The organism is Flavobacteriales bacterium (assembly GCA_016712535.1).
Lineage (GTDB): Bacteria > Bacteroidota > Bacteroidia > Flavobacteriales_F > PHOS-HE28 > PHOS-HE28.
Genome location: JADJQW010000003.1, coordinates 330928 through 347966 on the forward strand (window position 1 = coordinate 330928; position 17039 = coordinate 347966).

The following is a 17039-nucleotide window of genomic DNA, read 5'->3' on the forward strand; positions in this document are numbered from 1 at the left end:
AGTCGGCGCATGATCAGCGGACGCCCTGTTCCATCCACGCGAAATCATCGGCTTTCGGAAAGTCGTTCACCGCATCCACCACCAACTGCGGCGGCACGTCGATCTTCCGTTGCGTGCTGTTGAACCAGGCGCCTTCCACCTGCACCATGGCGCACAGCTCTTCCCCGCGCATGAATGCGTGCTGGAAGATGAACTTCCGGTAGTCCTTGCTCAGGCCCTTCACCCCGACCACGATATCGACCTCATCCTCGGGCTTGATCTCCTTCAGGAAGCGGCATTCCTCGCGGAAGATCACCGGACCGAAGCTGCCCTGCTGCATATGGCGCATGGTGAGGCCGTTGGCGGAAAGGGCATGGATGCGCTGCTGTGAGCCCAGGTCGTAGTACACCGAGTGACGTACATGGAAGTTGGCGTCGATATCGGCCCAGCGGAAAGTGACGCGCTGGCGGTAGGGGGCCTCGGTCGCTTGCATGCACCGAAAGTAAAGGGCGGGTCTTTAGAAGGGTTCCCCTAGCGCCAGAGCGAATGCCCGATCGCCTTCCCCGTCGTGTTCTCAACGATCACCACCAGCGGCTCGCTGAGCTTGTTCGGCACCGCAGGCCGCGTACCCACGAAGGCGAACGAATCCTTGCCCGGCAGGATCTGCGCGAGCTTGAAGCGATCGATGCCGGTATCCACGGACCAGGTCACCTTGCCGCTGAGATCGACCCGCGAGATGATCGCGGTGCCTTTCAGCCCCGGCCCTGAGGTGTGGATCATGAGCGCGCCATCGGGACCGGTGAGGCGAAGCGGTTCCGCTTCATCGTCCATGCGCAGGAAGGCCGCATTGAAATATTCGTCATCGCCTAGGGGAGCCATGGATTCGATGCGATGGTACTTCTCCTCCACCGGTGATTCGAGTTCACCGCGATGGAAGCGGCGCATCTGCTTCCGGTTCTCCTGGGAGACCACCCGTCGCACGAACTTCTTCGGAGCGAATTCGCCCAACAGCTCCTCTTCAGAATGGAGCCCGAGCCATTGCCCGGGCGCCACGATGAAACCGGCGGAGAGGTAGGTGTCGGGGCTGATCGCAAAGGGCCACGCGGGCTTCGGAACGTAAGGGTCGCGCACTTCGGCGGGCTTCAATAGCTGCATGCGCTTCAGGCCCACGCCGCCGATCCCATTGACGTCGAACCACAGGACCTGTCCATCGCTGCCGAGGATCTTCGCCAGGGCGTACTGGTTCGGCGTGAGCCCCTCGGCGATCACGATCTTCTTCGGCTCGCTCCCATCCAGCGGAATGAGCAGGATGCTGATGCTCGTGGTGGTGTTGCCGCCGCGGCCGCTGATCTCGGGCAGGTGTGGGTCGGTCGCTTGGATGAGCGAACCGATGTGATTCTCGGTGCGCACGCATTCGCCCAGTGGAACTCCGCTCGCGGGGGCCACGGAGAGGACCTTCTTCCCGAACCACATCACAGTGCCGAAGATGAGGGCCGCAACGGCCACGAATAGCGCGAGCTTGAAGCGGAGCTTCTTGTACCGCCTATACCACGCGGCGGCGGCTTCCTGTTCGCTCGTTGCGTTGCTCATGCGCTGCGTTCTACCGCTTCAGGGTGATCCATCCGCCTTCTTCATCGATCTCGGCCTTGCAGCTGCTGGCCTTCTGCCGGATCACCTCATCCGCGATGAAGCGCATGATCCCCGCTCGTTGACCAACCGCCCAGGGGTGGCCATGCCGCCACTCGCTGGCATTGCCGATGTACACGATCGCCACGGCATCGCCTCCAGCGAACTCCCACCAGCCGGAGATGCGGCGGCCTTCGGATTCATAGAACACGGAGCCGGAGCGACCTTCCTCCGTGATGGTGACCTTTTCCATGCCCTAGCTGTTCGCGCACGAATGCGTCGAAGATGCGATCTTCACCGGCACCGCGCCGCATGTCCTGGAAGATCGCCCTCGTTGTCGCCCTGCTCACCGCATTGGTCACCGCATTCGTTACCGCGTTCGTGGCGGACAAGGTCACGGGCCTGCACGGCGTGAGCGACTTCGAGGGCAAGCGCGGCTATGCGGTCGTCTTCCTCTTCATTCCTGCGGGCTTCCTTGGCGGCTTCATGCTGGGGCTGCTCGGCACCAAGCTCGTGGGCGCTACGGATTGGGCCCAATTCTGGAAAGCCGCCGGGCTATCGGTGCTCTTGGGTCAGGTGGCGCTCTTCGGCATCGCGGGGCTCAGCCTGCTCTCCATTCCACGCCCCTTGAAGCACCAAGGCGGATTGCTCGCCTTGGAGGTGGAGGTGCGCGTGCCGCTGGAGCGGATCACGGAACGATCGCGCGAGCCCGATCAGATCCGCATGAGCCTGTATGCGGGTCCGAAGGACAACGGCTACGCGATCATCGATCGATCGAAGTTCCGGGAAGAGGAGGGCTTCATGTTCGTGCTGGCCAGGGCGGATCTGAACACCCGTTCGAGTGCGCGCGTCTTGAGCTTCCATATCGAGGAGGATACCTGGCTCGCATTCGACCTGCCCTTGCCTGAAACACCTGAACCCGGCGATTGGAGCGATCCATCGCCGATGCGCGATGCGCGCACGGCAGGGAATGCGACGGTGTGGTCTGATGTGCAGTTGCGGTATCGCGTAGTGCTCGCTGAAGCCGGGCAGCCAGCGCAGTAGCCGCTCGTGCATCAGTTCGCTGGCCCAGCAGGGCCCAACCGTCATCTTTGCCGACCTCAATTCGCGCAATGGCTTTCAGCAAATGGATCGGTGGTGGGCTCGGTTGGGCCTTCGGCGGCCCCATCGGCGGCATACTCGGCTTCGCCATCGGTGCGATGATGGACCACATGAGCGGTGGCGCCGACCAGCAGGCCGCCCAGCCTCCGCCGCGCGCCCATGCCACCACCGCTGGTGACCTGGCCATGAGCCTGGTGGTGCTCACCGCAGCGCTCATGAAAGCCGATGGCAAGGTGACCCAGCGCGAGCTCGATCACGTGCGGCGCTTCTTCATGCAGCAGTTCGGCGCGCAGCAGGCCGGTGAGCTGCTCGTGCTGCTGCGCGATGCTCTCAAGCAGGAGATCCCGGTGCATGAGGTGTGCGCGCAGGTGCGGCATAACATGCCGCATCCCGTGCGCTTGCAGCTCCTGCATTACCTCATCGGCTTGGCGCATGCCGATGGCGAGGTGCACCGCGGCGAGATCGGCTTGCTGCGCTCCATCGCGCACGAGCTCGGCATCAGCGAGAAGGACCTCGGCTCATTGAGCGCCATGTTCCGCACCGCCGATCCCGGCGCGGCGTACGCGGTGCTGGAGATCGAGCGCACCGCCACCGACGAAGAAGTGAAGAAGGCCTACCGCCGCATGGCCATGAAGTACCACCCGGACAAGGTGGCGCAGCTCGGCGATGAGGTGCAGAAGGCGGCGAACGAGAAGTTCAAGAAGGTGCAGGAGGCCTATGAGGCGATCCAGAAGCAGCGGGGGATGAAGTAGTCTTGGCGTAAACTTGACGCATGACCTTTGGCAGAAACGGTCAGGTGGCGAATGCGCTTGCAACCGTAGTCTCCACCGTAGCGTTGCTGTGGGTGGCCATATGGAACGGTTACCCGTTGGTTTATTCCGATACCTCCACTTATCTCTCGTCGGGATTCGTGTTGGATACCCCGATCGATCGACCCATCACTTATGGTGTTTTCTTGCGGCTGTTCAGCCTGAATGGCGTCACGCTGTGGACTGCGGTGCTGGTGCAAGCACTGCTTCTGGCAGTCGTCCTTCATCGACTGCTGAAGGAGGTGGGTTGGACCGGCGCATGGTCGCGCGTTGGGGCCATCATGTGGATAGCGCTCGTGACCGGCCTGCCCTTCAGCGCGGGCCAGCTGATTACCGACGTCTTCACGCCGATCCTGCTTTGCACCGTGTATCTGCTGCTATGGTCCAATAACCTATCGCGGAAGGAAATCTTAGGGTATAGCGCGCTTCTCCTGGTCAGTTACGCCATGCACATGTCGCACATCGGGCTGACGGCGATGGTCCTGACGATCGCCGTGCTGCTGAAGCTGTTCGGGCGATCAAGTGTGCACCCTTCATGGAAGCGCATCACGCTCCTGGTGCTCATTGCCGTTGCTGGCACCGCACCAATGGGGCCTTCACTGGCGAAATCGAAGAATACATTCTATGCGGCACGCATGGCGGAGCACGGAGTTCTGCAGCAGTATCTGGAGAAGTATTGCGATACTGATCCGGTCGCACTTTGCAGCCGGCGAGGAAGCATACCGGCCAGCGCTGATTCGTTCCTCTGGGCGAAAGACTCACCGCAATCGCTTTATACCGATCGGTCAATAATGGAATCGGAGTTTGGCCGCATTCGGTCAACTATGATGACAGACCCCGAGCTCCTGATGGCGGAGGGGCGCGCAACCTTGAGATCTATAGCGATTCAACTCACTCGGTTCGCGCCAGGCGATGGAAATGGGGCTTTCGGTCCGGGTACCCTGCTGCACGAGCGCTTGGTGCGCCACGTGCCCATGGATGCCAACGCGTATTCACAGGCCCGGCAAATGAACAGGGATGAGTTCGAGGCCGCTATGCCCACTTGGCGGATTGTCCATGAGGCGGGCGTCGTGATTGGGCTGGCTGCATTGGTTCTATTGGCAGCGCTGCAGCGGCTTCGAGTTCGGATTGGAAGGGCGACCTGGTTGATGATCGCATTCCTGCTCGCAGCATGCATGCTCAATTCTGCTGTGAATGCGGGTCTGGTCACTGTCGCTGATCGTTTCGGGATCAAGTTGGCTTGGGCGATTCCCTTCGCCGCGATGATCGGCCTCTTCGACGCGCTTCGAAAGGTGCCCCATCAAAGTGGTGTGTAATGGAGGCACGGATATCCAGCTTCATGTGCTGCGCCTTGCTTGTAGCATGGGATTGCAATGGACAACCCTACTCCGATCCACTGCGCCACAAGCTTGTTGCTGTCGAGGAAGGTGATCTCTGTGCCCACGGTGCATGGGACCTCGTATTCGAGGAGGAATTCGCTGGTGAGGGAGTAGATTCGGATCGATGGCTCACGCACTATCCTTATTGCTTCCATTCCGATGAGTGCTACGAGAGCCGCGTGCATGGATGGCCGGATGTGCTCACAGTCAATGCGGATAGCAATGTATTCGTCACCGGCGATGGGTTTCTGAACATTTTGGCACGTAAAGGCGACAGGGCGTTCTGGTATGGCGCGTCTTCGGTATACACATCAGGCGTACTTCATAGTCGCCAGTCTTTTACGAGAGGTCGATTTGAGAGCAGGCTCAAAGTCCCAAAGAGCGGGGGCAAGCATCTCTGGCCGGCTTTCTGGCTCTTTGGTGGTGGACCGAATTGCGTTGAGATCGACATCTTGGAGGTGATGGCAAGGCCATCAAGCGAATACCACTATGCCTTGCATCGGTACAATGAGCCTTGCAATGGGAAAGAGGCAAGTGAATCAGGCAATCGGGAGCTAGATGACTTGGCCGATGACTTCCACGTTTATCGTGTGGATTGGGATGTCTGGTTCGTCGACTTCTACATCGATGATGTGTTGATCCATCGCTCGAGTCGTCTCTACGATGTCCTGAACCGCCCCGTGACCACGTGCAACGCTCCGCCAGGTATCTATGTGCAGAACCAAGCGTTTCCAGCACAGGATGCCCATGTGTCGGTTATCTTGAGCTTGGCTGTGAAGCGGAGGCTATTCACATCGCCAGCGGGCCAGGACCTGGATATTCAAGATCTGCCAGCGGCCATGGTTGTGGACTATGTGCGGGTGTACAGGCGCAGGTGATTGGAATTGATTGCTCACCGCCACCGACGAAGAAGTGAAGAAGGCCTACCGCCGCATGGCCATGAAGTACCACCCGGACAAGGTGGCGCAGCTCGGCGATGAGGTGCAGAAGGCGGCGAATGAGAAATTCAAGAAGGTGCAGGAGGCCTATGAGGCGATCCAGAAGCAGCGGGGGATGAAGTAGAATCGCGGCCAGCGGAGGGGCCGGCGCGGATCAGTCCTCTGGTTTCGGTTCGCTCTCTGCCGGGCTTTCTTCACCGGGTTCCACGTAGGGCACTTCTTTGCGTTCGGGCAGGTTGGTGGCGAAGAAGGCCGGCTTCAGGTCGGAGTTGATGGTGATGGCCTTCACGATGAGGGTCACATCGCCGCTGGGGCCGCCCATCTGCACGATGCGGCGCGGGAACATCACGCCGCCGCTGGCCTGGAGGTCGCTATAGTCGGTGACGATGGTATAGCTGCGGTCGTCCATCTGCTTCTCCTCCACGCGGCGCAGCTTGAGCCAGGTGGCCTCGTCGTAGTAATCGCCCACGCTTCCGCCATCGGGTAAAATGGCCACCAGTTTCAGCACCGGCTTTCCATCGACCTGCGTGCGGCCGGCGAGCATCACGCGTTCCGTGGTGCGGGCATATTGCGCTTCAGGCACAGGGTGTCCATTGAAGCGCAGGTTGCCAAGGTCGCGGTCCTCGAGTTCTTGTTCGCCCATAGGGCTGCGGCGCACGGCGCGCTCGCCATCGAAGGCCTCTTCCTGCAGGATCGCGCCGTTGCTCTTGGCCACCGATCGGAAGAGCCCATCGGGACCATACCACTGGGTGATCTCAACAGGCACGCCCATCATCTCTGCTTCGATGTCCATGCGCAGGTCGGCGATGCGGCCGATGGCTTCGCGGCCGCCGATCGCAGCAAGGTGCCGCTCGATCACATCCTGCGCTGTGATGCCGGTGACGCGCTCGAACTGCTCCACGTAGCGCTCGGCATTGTGATCGAGCTCGATCACCTTCGGGTTGGTCGACCAGCTCAGCGCTTCGAGCTTCGCGAGCAGCTTGCGCTTATCGCCTACCACCATGATCACCGCATTGTCCGGATGCAGGAACGCCTCCGCAGCGGCCTGCACATCATCGGCAGTAACGGCTTCCAAGCGTTGCAGGTAAGTCGCGTAGTGGTCCTTCGGCAATTCGTTCAGGTAGGTGTTCATGGCGAAGCGGGCCACGGTGCGCGGATCCTCAAGGCTGCGCGCGAAGCTGCCGGCCATGTAGCGCTTGGCCAGGTCGAGTTCCTCGGCGGTGACCCGCTCCATGCGCATGCGCTCAACCTCCTTCAGTGTTTCGGCGATGGCGCTGTCGGTGACGGCGGTGCGCACATTGGCCGTGGTGTGGAAGTGCCCATTGAAGCGGTCGCTCTCCAGTGTGGAGTAGCTGCCATAGGTCCAGCCCTTGTCCTCGCGCAGGTTCTGCATCAGGCGCGCATTGAACACGCCGCCGCCGAGGATCGTGTTCATCACCTGGGCGGGCAGGGCGCGCAGGTCCTTCGGATGGAAGTTGAGCGGGAAGCTCACGCGGATCACCGATTGCGCGGCGCCCGAACGATCCACCAGCACCACGCGGCGAGGCCCGCTCGGCGCCTTGGGCTCTTTGAGGAAGCGGATGGGGCCGATACCGGGGAGGCTCTCGGTGCCATCGTCCGCCACAACGGTGTAGACCGGCGCGGGCTCCCATTTGCCGAAGCGATCCTTGGCCAGGGCCTTGGCTTCCTTCTCCGTGATATCGCCGACGAAGACGAGGTAGCCGTTCTCCGGACGGAAGAACTTGGCGTGATAGGCCACGATCTGCTCGCGATCGACTTTGCGCAGGCTGGCTTCGGTGGTCACTTCGCCGTAGGGGTGCGAGCGGCCGAATGTCATGGCACGGCCCACGGTCTCACTGATCGCCGCAGGGTCGTCCTTGCGCTGCTCCACGCCGCTGAGCGATCGCCTGCGCGCTTTCTCGAGCTCGGAGGCCGGGAAGGCGGGCGAAGTGACCACCTCGGAGATCAGCTCCATCATCGGGACGAGGTGCTTCTTCAGCATGCTGGCATACAGCCCTTCGGAACTGGTGCTCAGGCTCGCGCCATGGCTGTCCACCAGCTCATCGATCTCGGCCTTGTTGCGCTTGATGGTACCGGCCTCGAGCAATTCGCCGAAGAGGTCGATGAAGCCGGCTCTATCACCTTGGCTTATCGGAGCGTGATCGAAGCGCAGCTGCACATCCACCTTCGGAAGCTTGTGGTTCTCCACCACGATCACTCGGAGGCCATTGGGCAAGGTGAAGAAGGCATGCTGGGCCAGGTTCACCTGCGGAGGCGCGGAAGGGGCGGGGGGCGTGCTGCGGTTGATCTGTGCGTTCATCGATGCGGTAAGGAGGATAAGTCCGGCGCAGAGGCCGGTGCGTGCGGCGATGGGCTTCATACGGCGGTTCATGGTTGTTTCTGTCCGGCGGGCAGGTAGTGCAGCACCACCCGGGCCTGTTCGGTGAAGTAGGTCTGCGCGGCGCGCTTCAGGTCGGCGGGCGTGAGCGCGAGGTAGCGGTCGATCTCGGTGTTCACCAACCTGGTGTCGCCCATGAGCTGGTGGCAGCGCGCAAGGTCACTGGCGATGCCGGCGATGCGGCTGCGGTCGTTCACGAGCTCGGTCTCCAGCTGCGCCATCAGCTTGTCGAATTCGGCCTTGGGGACCCCATCGGCCTGGATGCGGCGCACCTCGGCGGTCATGGCCTGTTCCAGCGCGTTCGCCTCAACACCCATGTTGGCGATGGCGTAGAGGATGGCTAATCCGCCCTGCTCGAAGGGAAGGCTGAATGCGCCCGTGCCAACGGCTTTCTGCTGCTCGTCCTTGAGCGATCTGTTCAATCGGCTGCTATTGCCGTTGCTCAAGAGGCGGTTCACGAGGTCGACGGCATAATAGTCCGATGCGCCGGTGGGCGGGATCCTGTATCCGAGCACCACCGCAGGCAGTTGGATGCGGTCGTTGATCACCGCGCGCACTTCCGTCGTCGGGCCCGGGTCCTTCACGTCGGGCTGCGTCACCGCAGCGCCGCGCGGGATCTCGGCGAAATACTTGGTCACCAGCGCCTTCGCATTCGCCGGGTCGATGTCGCCGGCCACTACCAGCGTGGCGTTGTTGGGCACGTAGAACTTCTTGTAGAAAGCCAGGTAGTCGGCTTCGCTCGCGGCATTCAGGTCTTCCATGAAGCCGATGGTGGGCCACTTGTAAGGGTGCGTGCTGTATGCGCGGTCGAGCACCTCGAGCAGGATGGTGCCGTAGGGCTGGTTCTCATAGCGCTGGCGGCGCTCCTCCTTCACCACTTCGCGCTGCGTGTCCACGCCCTTCTGGTCCACCTTGGCGTGCAGCATGCGCTCGCTCTCGAGCCAGAGGCCGAGCTCGAGCTGGTTGCTGGGCAGCACTTCGTAGTAGTAGGTGCGGTCAGCGGTGGTATTGGCGTTGAGCACGCCGCCCGCCTTCTCCACATGCTTGCTGAATTCGCCGCGGCCGATGTTGGCGCTGCCCTCGAATAGCAGGTGCTCGAAGAAGTGGGCGAAGCCGCGCCGCGTCGGATCCTCGTTCTTGCTGCCCACGTGGTACATCACGCTCACGCACACGATGGGCGTGCTGCGGTCCTCGTGGAGGATCACGTGCAATCCGTTGTCGAGGTCGAATTCGGTGTAGGCGATGGCGCTGCGCTGCGCGGTGGCGGTTGCTGCGAGCATGAGGGCGATGGGGAAGGCTAGGGTTCGCATCGGGATGCCCGGCGGGCCGGGGGGCGCCGAAGGTAAAGGGGGGGAGGGATGGCAAGGAAGGTCGGCGAGGTGACCGTTTGGTTGGTGAATAAGGATCGGATCGAGCCCGGATTTCCCGATGCCGATGACATCGGTTGCGCGAAGCGCTTCAGGATCACTTGTCCGCTGGTCCTGCAGCGAACTGTTCCATTGCACGCGTGTTCAATCCAGCAGGCGATTCTGTGATCAAACGCAGCCGGCCGCATTTCATAACCCGCTTTCGGTTTCCTTCGCGACGATCAACCCATGCACATGCGCGCACATTCTACCCTTGCAAGTCTGCTGATCCTCTCGGCGCTTCCGCTTTCCGCCCAGGTATCCGGCGATCCGGACCTCACCTTCAGCGGCGATGGGGTCGCCGCCATCGACTTCGCCTCGAATCACGACGACCGTGGTAGTTGCATCCTGGTGCAGCCCGATGGCCGCATCCTCGTCGGTGGCGGTTCGCATCAAGGCAACGGGACCAAATTCGGCCTGGCGCGCCTCATGCCCGATGGGACGCTCGATGCCACTTTCGGCTCCGCCGGTCGCGTGGCCACGCAAGTGGGCGCGCCCCCCAGTCTCGATGAGACCTTCTACGCGCTGGCCTTGCAGCCCGATGGCAAGATCGTCGCGGTGGGACGGAGCTACGCGGGCAACGGCTACCGCGCGGCGGTGCTGCGCTACAACTCCAACGGCACGCTCGATCAGACCTTCAGCAGCGATGGCATCCAGGTAGATGACCTCGCACCAGGAACCGACGACAGTTACTATGGCGTGGCCATACAGCCCGACGGCCGCATCGTGGTTGCCGGCGCAGCCAAAGGCTCTGTTGATTATGATGCGGTTGTGGTCCGTTATACCGCAGCAGGAGCTCTCGATGCCACCTTCAATGCAACGGGTGTCGCCAAGCTCGACATCGGCGCGGTCGATAACCGTGCGAGCGCGATGGTCCTGCAACCCGATGGCAGGATCGTGATCGCCGGCCAGACCGGCAACGCGTCCGTCGACAGCGACTTCCTGCTCGCGCGCTTCACCGCGGACGGACAGCTCGATGCCGCCTTCGGCACCAATGGCACGGTGGTCTCCGCCTTCGGTCCTTCAACGGACTGGGCCTACGCACTGGCCCTGCAGCCCGATGGCCGCTTGGTGGCCGCAGGCATGGTGATCAACGGCGCAGCGGCCGGCCTCGCTGTGGCCCGCTACACCGCTGCAGGTGCCTTGGATCCGAGCTTCGGAACGGCGGGCCTTGCCCTGAACGAATTCAGCGCATCGTGCTTCGCGCGTTCAGTGGCACTGCTCCAAGATGGCCGCATCGCAGCGGTGGGCAACACCGCGCTGAGCATGTTCGTGACCGTCTTCACCGCCATCGGTACGCTCGATACGGGCTTCAGCGGCGACGGCAGCACCATCGTGAATGCGGGCGGGGGCAATGCCTTCGGCTATGCTGCAGCAGTGCAGGCCGATGGCAAGTTGCTCGCGGGCGGCCAAGCCGTGCAGGGCGGGGCACAGAACAACTACATCGTGGCTCGGTTCCACGCCGGCGTGAACATCGGGCTCGAGGAAGTTGACATGGATGCCACGGGGCTGCAACTGGTCCCGAACCCCGCCAATGATGCCTTGGAGATCCGCTACGCCCTGAAGCGCGGTGAACGCATCACCATCGCGCTGGTCGATGCGCAAGGACGCACCGTTCAGGTTCCCTTCAACGGCGCTTGGCAGGCTCCAGGGGAGCAACGCCTCCGCATCAGCCTCAGCGAAGTCACCGTGCCCGGCGCATACACCGTCATCGTTAACGGCGAACAAGGCAAGCTTGGCAGCGCGCGCTTCTTCAGGGAATAGGGAATGAAGGGAGATCGGGCGCAGTGCCCGTTGCAGGCGAGGGAGACCCTTTGTCAGCCCTGACCGTGAATCGCCTTCATGCGATCCGCGATGTGATCGAAGAGGTTCCCCAGCGGCTTCTCCACCATCATCTTGATGAAGGGGTTGAGGTCCGCGTTGAAGACCTGGTGCAGGGTGGTGGTGCCATTCGTTTCCTGCAAGTGCACATCGAGCGTGAACGGGAATGGGCTGCGCTCGGTGGCCTTCATCTTCACGAGTGAAGGGGACTCGCCGCCGTCGAGCGCGAGGCCGATGCTGGCCGCGCCTTGCACCTTGAAGGAGCAGCTCTTGCCGTCGCTCTGCCATTCGCTGATGCGGCTCGTTGGCAGCAGCTGCTCGAAGTTGTTCATATCCAGCAGGAAGGCATGCAGCTCTGCGGCCGGCTTCCGGATCTCAACCTTCTTGCTCTCGATCGTGGTCATCTCGTTCGTCTCATTGCGCCATGGTCACCGAGCGCTGGCCCTACTAAGCAGGGCAGGCGAAGCGGTCCCATTGCCTGTTCGGTTTCTCGATCACGCCTTCACAACGCCCCAATTGGCCGGATCCTTCCGCCACTCGTTCAACGGCAGCAAGTCCTTCTCCGTGATGTACTCATCGCGAAGCGCCTGATCCACCAGGATGCTGTAGTTGGTGAGGGAGTGCAAGTGGACCTTCGCCTTGGCGAAAGCCTTGGCCGCCTCATCGAAGCCATAGGTGAAGATCGACACCATGCCCTTCACCTCGCAGCCTTCGGCGCGCAAGGCTTCCACCGCGTTGAGGCTGCTCTGCCCGGTGCTCACCAGGTCCTCCACCACCACCACATTGCGGCCCACCGTGAGGTCGCCTTCCACTTGGTTCTTCATGCCATGCTCCTTGGCGCCGCTGCGCACATAGATGAAGGGCAGGCCCAGGTCATGCGCCACCAATGCACCATGCGCGATGCCGCCGGTGGCCACGCCCGCGATCATGTCAGGCCGGCCGAACTCGCTGTTGATCACATGCACGAACTGCTGCCGGATGTAGGTGCGCACGGCCGGGTAGGAGAGCGTCTTGCGGTTGTCGCAGTAAATCGGGCTCTTCCACCCGCTGGCCCAGGTGAAGGGCTTCTTCGGACTAAGTTTGACGGCCTTGATCTGCAGCAGGAACTCTGCGACTTTCAACGAAGGATCGAGGGGGGATGCCATGCGGCGAAAGTATGCGGTGTGGGTGGGAGGGAAGCCGGTGGAGATATCCACAGCGGCGCCCGATATGGCCGTGCGCGAGCACTGGCTCCTGGTGAATGCGCGCAATCGCGAAGAGCTGCAGCATGCACTCGATGCCATGGCCAGGCCCGAAGTGCAAGGCCTGATGCTATTCAGCGCCAACGGCTTCGACGCGTGGGAGTCCTTCATGGCGCAGCATCGCCTTGTTGAAGCGGCGGGCGGCGCGGTGCAGGATGAACGTGGCCGCTTGCTCGTGATCCATCGGCGGGGGCACTGGGACCTGCCCAAGGGCAAGCTCGACGCCGATGAAGAGAGCCCTGCTGCCGCCATTCGCGAGGTGCAGGAGGAATGCGGCTTGCGCACGCTTCGGATCGTCGGCGAACTGCCCGATACCTGGCACACCTATACGGAGAAGGGAAGGGCCTGCCTGAAACGCACGCGCTGGTACCGCATGCAGGGCTCATCGGCTGAGCCGCTCATCGCGCAGCACGAAGAGGACATCGACGAAGCGCACTGGGCCGCGCGAGAAGAACTGCCCATGATCATCGCAGGCAGCTATCCTTCCTTGCGCCCCGTCTTCGAGGCGTGGCTGGCAACGGAGCCGCATGCGAGGCAGCCTGCACAGCGGGACTGGAAGGGCAGCCGACCTTCAACCACCAGCAACCTCAACCCCCAACCGCCAGTGCGCACCCTTTACCTCTGCCGCCACGCCAAGAGCTCCTGGGCCGATCCCGGGCAAAGCGATCATGAGCGTCCGCTGAATGACCGCGGCTTGCGTGATGCCCCAGCGATGGCGCGCCATTTCAAGGAGCGCGGCGAACAGCCGCAGCTGATCGTGAGCAGCGATGCCAACCGGGCGCAGTCCACCGCGCGCTTCTTCGCTAAGGAACTCGCAATGCAGCCAGGGCAGTTCATGCTCGAGCCCCGGCTTTACCATGCCTCCGTGAAGGGCATCTCGGATGTGGTGGCCGCCTTGCCCGATGGGGCGGAGCGCGTCATGCTCTTCGGGCACAACCCCGGATTCTCAACCGCTGTGGATCACTTCTGCGGGGATAACGTGGGAGAGCTGCCCACCTGCGGCATGGTGCGCATCGACTTCGTTGCCGGCTCTTGGAAGGAGATCGGCCACGACCTCGGCACGCTCGTTTGGTTCGAGTACCCGAAGCGCGTGCTGGGCTTGGAGTGAAGGGGGCGTTCAATGGCCGCAGGGTCCGGCAGCCCTCAACCTCAGTACTCCCCGGTGGCCAGCAACACCAGCGTGCAGGCTTCCACTGCTTCCGTCCCGACTCCTTCCAGCTCCCGCGCGAGAACCGGATTCTCCGCTCCCGGATTGAAGATCACGCGCTTCGGCTTCAGGGCCAGCAAGCGCTCGCGCCATTCCGATTGGTTCGCTGCCGAGAGGTACATGGTCACCGTATGGGCACGCGTGCCTTCCGGGATCTCCGTGCGGATCGGCAGTTCGCCGATGCGGCCGGGCCGCCTGCCGATGCATAGCACTGCGTGCCCGTAAGCCATCAATCGGCGGGCGGCCATGTTCGAGTAGCGATCCGGTTTCTCGCTTGCGCCGAGCACGATGGTCAGCCTTTCCATGCCGCAAAGGTCGGTCGCCGCCAACACCGCCTGTTGACGAAGACGCTTCCCTTCACATCGGCTTCACCCTGCCGCCACATCACCGCCTCAGCTTCGCCGCGGATAAAACGCACCCATGAAGCGACCCATTGACGTGCTCGTGCTCTCCGACCTGCATCTGGGCACGTACGGAAGCCGGGCGGAGGAACTGCTCCACTATCTCCGCAGCGTCCGCCCGCGCATGGTGGTGCTGAACGGCGACATCATCGACATCTGGCAATTCAAGAAGAGCTACTTCCCGGCCAGTCACATGAAGGTGCTGAAGCGCTTGATGAAGCTCGCCGCCAAGGTTCCCGTGTACTACCTCACCGGAAACCACGACGAGGCCCTGCGACGCTACAGCCCTGCGCAGTTCGGCAATCTCCAGCTCATCGATCGCCTGGAGCTTGAGCTCGATGGCGAGCGCTACTGGTTCTTCCACGGCGACATCTTCGACGCCAGCACGCGCCACGCGAAGTGGATCGCCAAGCTCGGAGGCGCAGGCTACGACGGGCTCATCCGCATCAACGACCTGGTGAACCGCGTGCTCACCTTCTTCGGAAGGCCGCGCATGAGCTTCAGCGCGCGCATCAAGAGGAGCGTGAAGCGCGCCGTGGCCTACATCAGCGATTTCGAGGAGACCGCCGCCGAGGTGGCCATCCACGAAGGTTTTCAGTACGTGGCCTGCGGGCACATCCACCAGCCGCAGCTGCGCACCATCAGCAATGCGCAAGGCAGCGTGCGCTACATGAACAGCGGCGATTGGATCGAGCACATGAGCGCCCTCGAATACGCCAACGGCGAGTGGAGCATCTACATGCACCAGCAGGACGCCTCGCGCATCACCGACGAGGCCGAGGCCGTCGCCGAGGAAGAGGACGCTCTGGCGCTGATCTGAGGGCTTGTTCCCGCCCCTTCAGGACCATCCGGTCCTTGCGAGCCCCGCTTCCAGCGAGGCGCAGCCAACATGCCGCATTCGGCGCCGCACCTTCAAGCCTTGCGCGCCCTACATCAGATCGAGGTCCAGCTCCGACTTCAACTTCAGCAGAGCGGGATTCCGTTCGGCCATGATGGTGAACTTGTCGAGCTTCGTGTACCGCGGGCGCACCACTACCGTCTCCTTCACTACTTCGAGCTGCAGCACGGGATCATTCAGCTCGCGGCGCAAGTGCGCGAGCAGCACAGGCTTCTCCTCGCGCAGGTACTTCTCCTGCACGTCGTTCACGATCGCGAAGCTCACCAGGCTGGGTCCTGAAGCCATCGGCTCGTGAGCGGCGAGGGTGGCGTGCAGGCTGTTCTTGCCTTCGCGTTTCCGCGCTAAGGCATAGTCGCTCCACACGCGCTGGAGCAGTGCTTGGTTCACCTCCTTGGCAGCGCTGGGCAGCGCGGGCCCCTCGTCGGTATCGGCCACAGCGGCTTCAGCAGGTGAGGGCTGCGCGGCGGCCACGGGATTGATGCTCACGTGGTCGCGCACGAGCCGGCGCTTGGGAACATAGCCATCGGCCGCGGCAGATGGCTTGGGCTCGGCAACCACTGCGGCGGCCAAGGGCGGTGGAGGCGCGGCCGGAACGGGCGCCGGCTTCTCTGGCGCACCGCCTAGGTCAGGGCTTTTTTTTTCAGCCATGGGCGCCTCGGCAGCCGAGAACGTGGGCGCATTCAATCGGCATAGCTGCATCAGGGTGAGCTCCACCAGCATGCGCGGCTCCTTGCTCTGCTTGTACTGCGCATCGCATTGGGCCAAGCGGTCAAGGCCCCGCAGCAGAAGATCGCGCGGCGTGGCTTGGGCCTGTTCGCCATAGCGCGCCACCAGGTCCTCGCTCACTTCGAGCAGCGGCAGGGTGCGCGCATCCTGGCTCACGAGCAGGTCGCGGAAGTGGCGCGCCAATCCGGTCACGAAGAGGTGGCCGTCGAAGCCGTTCTGCAGGATCGTGTTGTACTCCACCAGCGCCGCGGGCAGGTCGCCCTTCACCAGGCTGTCCGTGATGCTGAAGTAATGCTCGTGGTCGAGCACGTTCAGGTTGGCACGGGCCGTCTGGTAGGTGAGGCGGCGCCCGGCGAAGCTGACCAGCTGATCGAAGATGCTGAGCGCGTCGCGCAGGCCGCCATCGGCCTTCTGGGCGATCAGGTGCAGCGCTTGCGGCTCGGCCTCGATGCCTTCGTTCTTCGCGATGCCGGCCAGGTGCTTGGCGATATCGACGATGCCGATGCGGCGGAAGTCGAAGACCTGGCAACGGCTCAGGATCGTGGGCAGGATCTTATGCTTCTCGGTGGTGGCCAGGATGAAGATGGCATAGGGCGGCGGCTCCTCCAGAGTCTTCAGGAAAGCGTTGAAGGCCGCGGAGCTGAGCATGTGCACCTCGTCGATGATGTACACCTTCTTCTCGCCCACCTGCGGGGCGATGCTCACCTGCAGGATCAGGTTGCGGATGTCGTCGACGCTGTTGTTGCTGGCGGCATCGAGCTCGAAGATGCTCAGGCTGTGCCCTTCCTGGAAGGTCCTGCATGGGGCGCAGCTGCCGCAAGTGGTGAGGTCCTCGTTGAGGTTCTCGCAATTGATGGTGCGCGCCAGGATGCGCGCGCAGGTGGTCTTGCCCACGCCGCGCGGGCCGGTGAAGAGGAAAGCCGATGCCAGGTGCTTGGTGCGGATGGCATTCATCAGCGTGGCGGTCACCGCCTCCTGGCCCACCACGGTATCGAAGGTCTCCGGACGGTACTTGCGCGCGCTGACGATGAAAGGCTCCATGGGTGGCGAAGGTATTTGCGCCGTGAGCTTGGACGGCTCTTCCTTATCCGCTTCCTTGATTACTTACG

17 protein-coding genes are annotated in these 17039 nt (G+C 62.6%); 8 read left to right on the forward strand and 9 right to left on the reverse strand.

The features are described from left to right. Positions 1 to 13: 13 nt before the first annotated feature. From IPK70_11620 to IPK70_11630, 3 genes are read right to left on the reverse strand one after another with little or no spacing between them, the layout of a single operon-like run. Positions 14 to 472 (reverse strand): thioesterase family protein, encoded by a 459-nt coding sequence (locus IPK70_11620; GenBank protein MBK8227808.1) that lies wholly within the window; start codon positions 470 to 472, stop codon positions 14 to 16. 38 nt (positions 473 to 510) lie between these two features. Continuing rightward, a complete protein-coding gene (locus IPK70_11625) occupies positions 511 to 1569 on the reverse strand; it encodes a hypothetical protein (GenBank protein MBK8227809.1) in 1059 nt (352 codons plus the stop codon). Positions 1570 to 1579: 10 nt separating this feature from the next. Beyond that, positions 1580 to 1858, reverse strand: a complete 279-nt coding sequence (locus IPK70_11630; protein MBK8227810.1) for a hypothetical protein — start codon at positions 1856 to 1858, stop codon at positions 1580 to 1582. 59 nt (positions 1859 to 1917) lie between these two features. On the opposite strand from IPK70_11630, the gene IPK70_11635 reads away from it, so the two are divergent. From IPK70_11635 to IPK70_11655, 5 genes are all read left to right on the forward strand, one after another. Beyond that, positions 1918 to 2649 (forward strand): hypothetical protein, encoded by a 732-nt coding sequence (locus tag IPK70_11635; GenBank protein ID MBK8227811.1) that lies wholly within the window; start codon positions 1918 to 1920, stop codon positions 2647 to 2649. Positions 2650 to 2717: 68 nt separating this feature from the next. After that, the gene (locus tag IPK70_11640; GenBank protein ID MBK8227812.1) at positions 2718 to 3458 is read left to right on the forward strand and encodes a TerB family tellurite resistance protein; all 741 of its coding nucleotides are present in this window, start codon (positions 2718 to 2720) and stop codon (positions 3456 to 3458) included. 20 nt (positions 3459 to 3478) lie between these two features. Then, positions 3479 to 4831, forward strand: coding sequence for a hypothetical protein (locus tag IPK70_11645; GenBank protein ID MBK8227813.1), 1353 nt, complete (start codon positions 3479 to 3481; stop codon positions 4829 to 4831). Next, positions 4831 to 5772, forward strand: a complete 942-nt coding sequence (locus IPK70_11650; protein ID MBK8227814.1) for a glycoside hydrolase family 16 protein — start codon at positions 4831 to 4833, stop codon at positions 5770 to 5772. The genes IPK70_11645 and IPK70_11650 overlap by 1 nt, the downstream gene beginning before the upstream one ends. Positions 5773 to 5827: 55 nt before the next feature. Beyond that, positions 5828 to 5956, forward strand: coding sequence for a DnaJ domain-containing protein (locus IPK70_11655; protein ID MBK8227815.1), 129 nt, complete (start codon positions 5828 to 5830; stop codon positions 5954 to 5956). A 30-nt stretch (positions 5957 to 5986) separates the two neighbouring features. Here IPK70_11655 and IPK70_11660 read toward each other — a convergent pair whose 3' ends face one another. Next, positions 5987 to 8224, reverse strand: a complete 2238-nt coding sequence (locus IPK70_11660; GenBank protein ID MBK8227816.1) for an insulinase family protein — start codon at positions 8222 to 8224, stop codon at positions 5987 to 5989. Next, positions 8221 to 9540 carry an insulinase family protein gene (locus IPK70_11665; GenBank protein ID MBK8227817.1) on the reverse strand — a complete coding sequence of 440 codons (1320 nt, stop codon included), beginning with the start codon at positions 9538 to 9540 and terminating at the stop codon, positions 8221 to 8223. The genes IPK70_11660 and IPK70_11665 overlap by 4 nt, the downstream gene beginning before the upstream one ends. Before the next feature lie 291 nt (positions 9541 to 9831). Here IPK70_11665 and IPK70_11670 point away from each other — a divergent pair, with 291 nt between their 5' ends. Then, positions 9832 to 11400, forward strand: a complete 1569-nt coding sequence (locus IPK70_11670) for a hypothetical protein (protein ID MBK8227818.1) — start codon at positions 9832 to 9834, stop codon at positions 11398 to 11400. Between the two features lie 53 nt (positions 11401 to 11453). Here the strand turns inward: IPK70_11670 and IPK70_11675 are convergent, their stop codons facing one another. After that, the gene (locus tag IPK70_11675) at positions 11454 to 11861 is read right to left on the reverse strand and encodes a hypothetical protein (GenBank protein MBK8227819.1); all 408 of its coding nucleotides are present in this window, start codon (positions 11859 to 11861) and stop codon (positions 11454 to 11456) included. Between the two features lie 90 nt (positions 11862 to 11951). Continuing rightward, a complete protein-coding gene (locus IPK70_11680) occupies positions 11952 to 12602 on the reverse strand; it encodes an orotate phosphoribosyltransferase (protein ID MBK8227820.1) in 651 nt (216 codons plus the stop codon). Between IPK70_11680 and IPK70_11685 the strand changes: the two genes are divergently transcribed. Continuing rightward, positions 12601 to 13806, forward strand: coding sequence for an NUDIX domain-containing protein (locus IPK70_11685; GenBank protein ID MBK8227821.1), 1206 nt, complete (start codon positions 12601 to 12603; stop codon positions 13804 to 13806). The two genes, IPK70_11680 and IPK70_11685, sit on opposite strands and share 2 nt — an antisense overlap. 41 nt (positions 13807 to 13847) lie before the next feature. On the opposite strand, the gene IPK70_11690 is transcribed toward IPK70_11685, so the two are convergent. Next, positions 13848 to 14210, reverse strand: coding sequence for a CoA-binding protein (locus tag IPK70_11690; GenBank protein ID MBK8227822.1), 363 nt, complete (start codon positions 14208 to 14210; stop codon positions 13848 to 13850). 115 nt (positions 14211 to 14325) lie between these two features. On the opposite strand from IPK70_11690, the gene IPK70_11695 reads away from it, so the two are divergent. Continuing rightward, entirely contained in the window at positions 14326 to 15126 is an 801-nt protein-coding gene (locus IPK70_11695) for a UDP-2,3-diacylglucosamine diphosphatase (protein ID MBK8227823.1), read from the forward strand. Between the two features lie 108 nt (positions 15127 to 15234). Here the strand turns inward: IPK70_11695 and dnaX are convergent, their stop codons facing one another. After that, on the reverse strand, positions 15235 to 16971 hold the full coding sequence (gene dnaX, locus IPK70_11700; GenBank protein ID MBK8227824.1) for a DNA polymerase III subunit gamma/tau: 1737 nt from the start codon (positions 16969 to 16971) through the stop codon (positions 15235 to 15237). Positions 16972 to 17039: the final 68 nt, after the last annotated feature.

Excerpts from the sequence above, each read along its gene's own strand:
- IPK70_11625 (MBK8227809.1), bottom strand. The coding sequence starts at position 1,569 with ATGAGCAACGCAACGAGCGAACAGGAAGCCGCCGCCGCGTGGTATAGG.
- IPK70_11620 (MBK8227808.1), bottom strand. The coding sequence starts at position 472 with ATGCAAGCGACCGAGGCCCCCTACCGCCAGCGCGTCACTTTCCGCTGG.
- IPK70_11630 (MBK8227810.1), bottom strand. The coding sequence starts at position 1,858 with ATGGAAAAGGTCACCATCACGGAGGAAGGTCGCTCCGGCTCCGTGTTC.
- IPK70_11650 (MBK8227814.1), top strand. The coding sequence starts at position 4,831 with ATGGAGGCACGGATATCCAGCTTCATGTGCTGCGCCTTGCTTGTAGCA.
- IPK70_11665 (MBK8227817.1), bottom strand. The coding sequence starts at position 9,540 with ATGCGAACCCTAGCCTTCCCCATCGCCCTCATGCTCGCAGCAACCGCC.
- IPK70_11670 (MBK8227818.1), top strand. The coding sequence starts at position 9,832 with ATGCGCGCACATTCTACCCTTGCAAGTCTGCTGATCCTCTCGGCGCTT.
- IPK70_11660 (MBK8227816.1), bottom strand. The coding sequence starts at position 8,224 with ATGAACCGCCGTATGAAGCCCATCGCCGCACGCACCGGCCTCTGCGCC.
- IPK70_11680 (MBK8227820.1), bottom strand. The coding sequence starts at position 12,602 with ATGGCATCCCCCCTCGATCCTTCGTTGAAAGTCGCAGAGTTCCTGCTG.
- IPK70_11690 (MBK8227822.1), bottom strand. The coding sequence starts at position 14,210 with ATGGAAAGGCTGACCATCGTGCTCGGCGCAAGCGAGAAACCGGATCGC.
- dnaX (MBK8227824.1), bottom strand. The coding sequence starts at position 16,971 with ATGGAGCCTTTCATCGTCAGCGCGCGCAAGTACCGTCCGGAGACCTTC.
- IPK70_11640 (MBK8227812.1), top strand. The coding sequence starts at position 2,718 with ATGGCTTTCAGCAAATGGATCGGTGGTGGGCTCGGTTGGGCCTTCGGC.
- IPK70_11695 (MBK8227823.1), top strand. The coding sequence starts at position 14,326 with ATGAAGCGACCCATTGACGTGCTCGTGCTCTCCGACCTGCATCTGGGC.
- IPK70_11655 (MBK8227815.1), top strand. The coding sequence starts at position 5,828 with ATGGCCATGAAGTACCACCCGGACAAGGTGGCGCAGCTCGGCGATGAG.
- IPK70_11685 (MBK8227821.1), top strand. The coding sequence starts at position 12,601 with ATGCGGCGAAAGTATGCGGTGTGGGTGGGAGGGAAGCCGGTGGAGATA.
- IPK70_11635 (MBK8227811.1), top strand. The coding sequence starts at position 1,918 with ATGTCCTGGAAGATCGCCCTCGTTGTCGCCCTGCTCACCGCATTGGTC.
- IPK70_11675 (MBK8227819.1), bottom strand. The coding sequence starts at position 11,861 with ATGACCACGATCGAGAGCAAGAAGGTTGAGATCCGGAAGCCGGCCGCA.
- IPK70_11645 (MBK8227813.1), top strand. The coding sequence starts at position 3,479 with ATGACCTTTGGCAGAAACGGTCAGGTGGCGAATGCGCTTGCAACCGTA.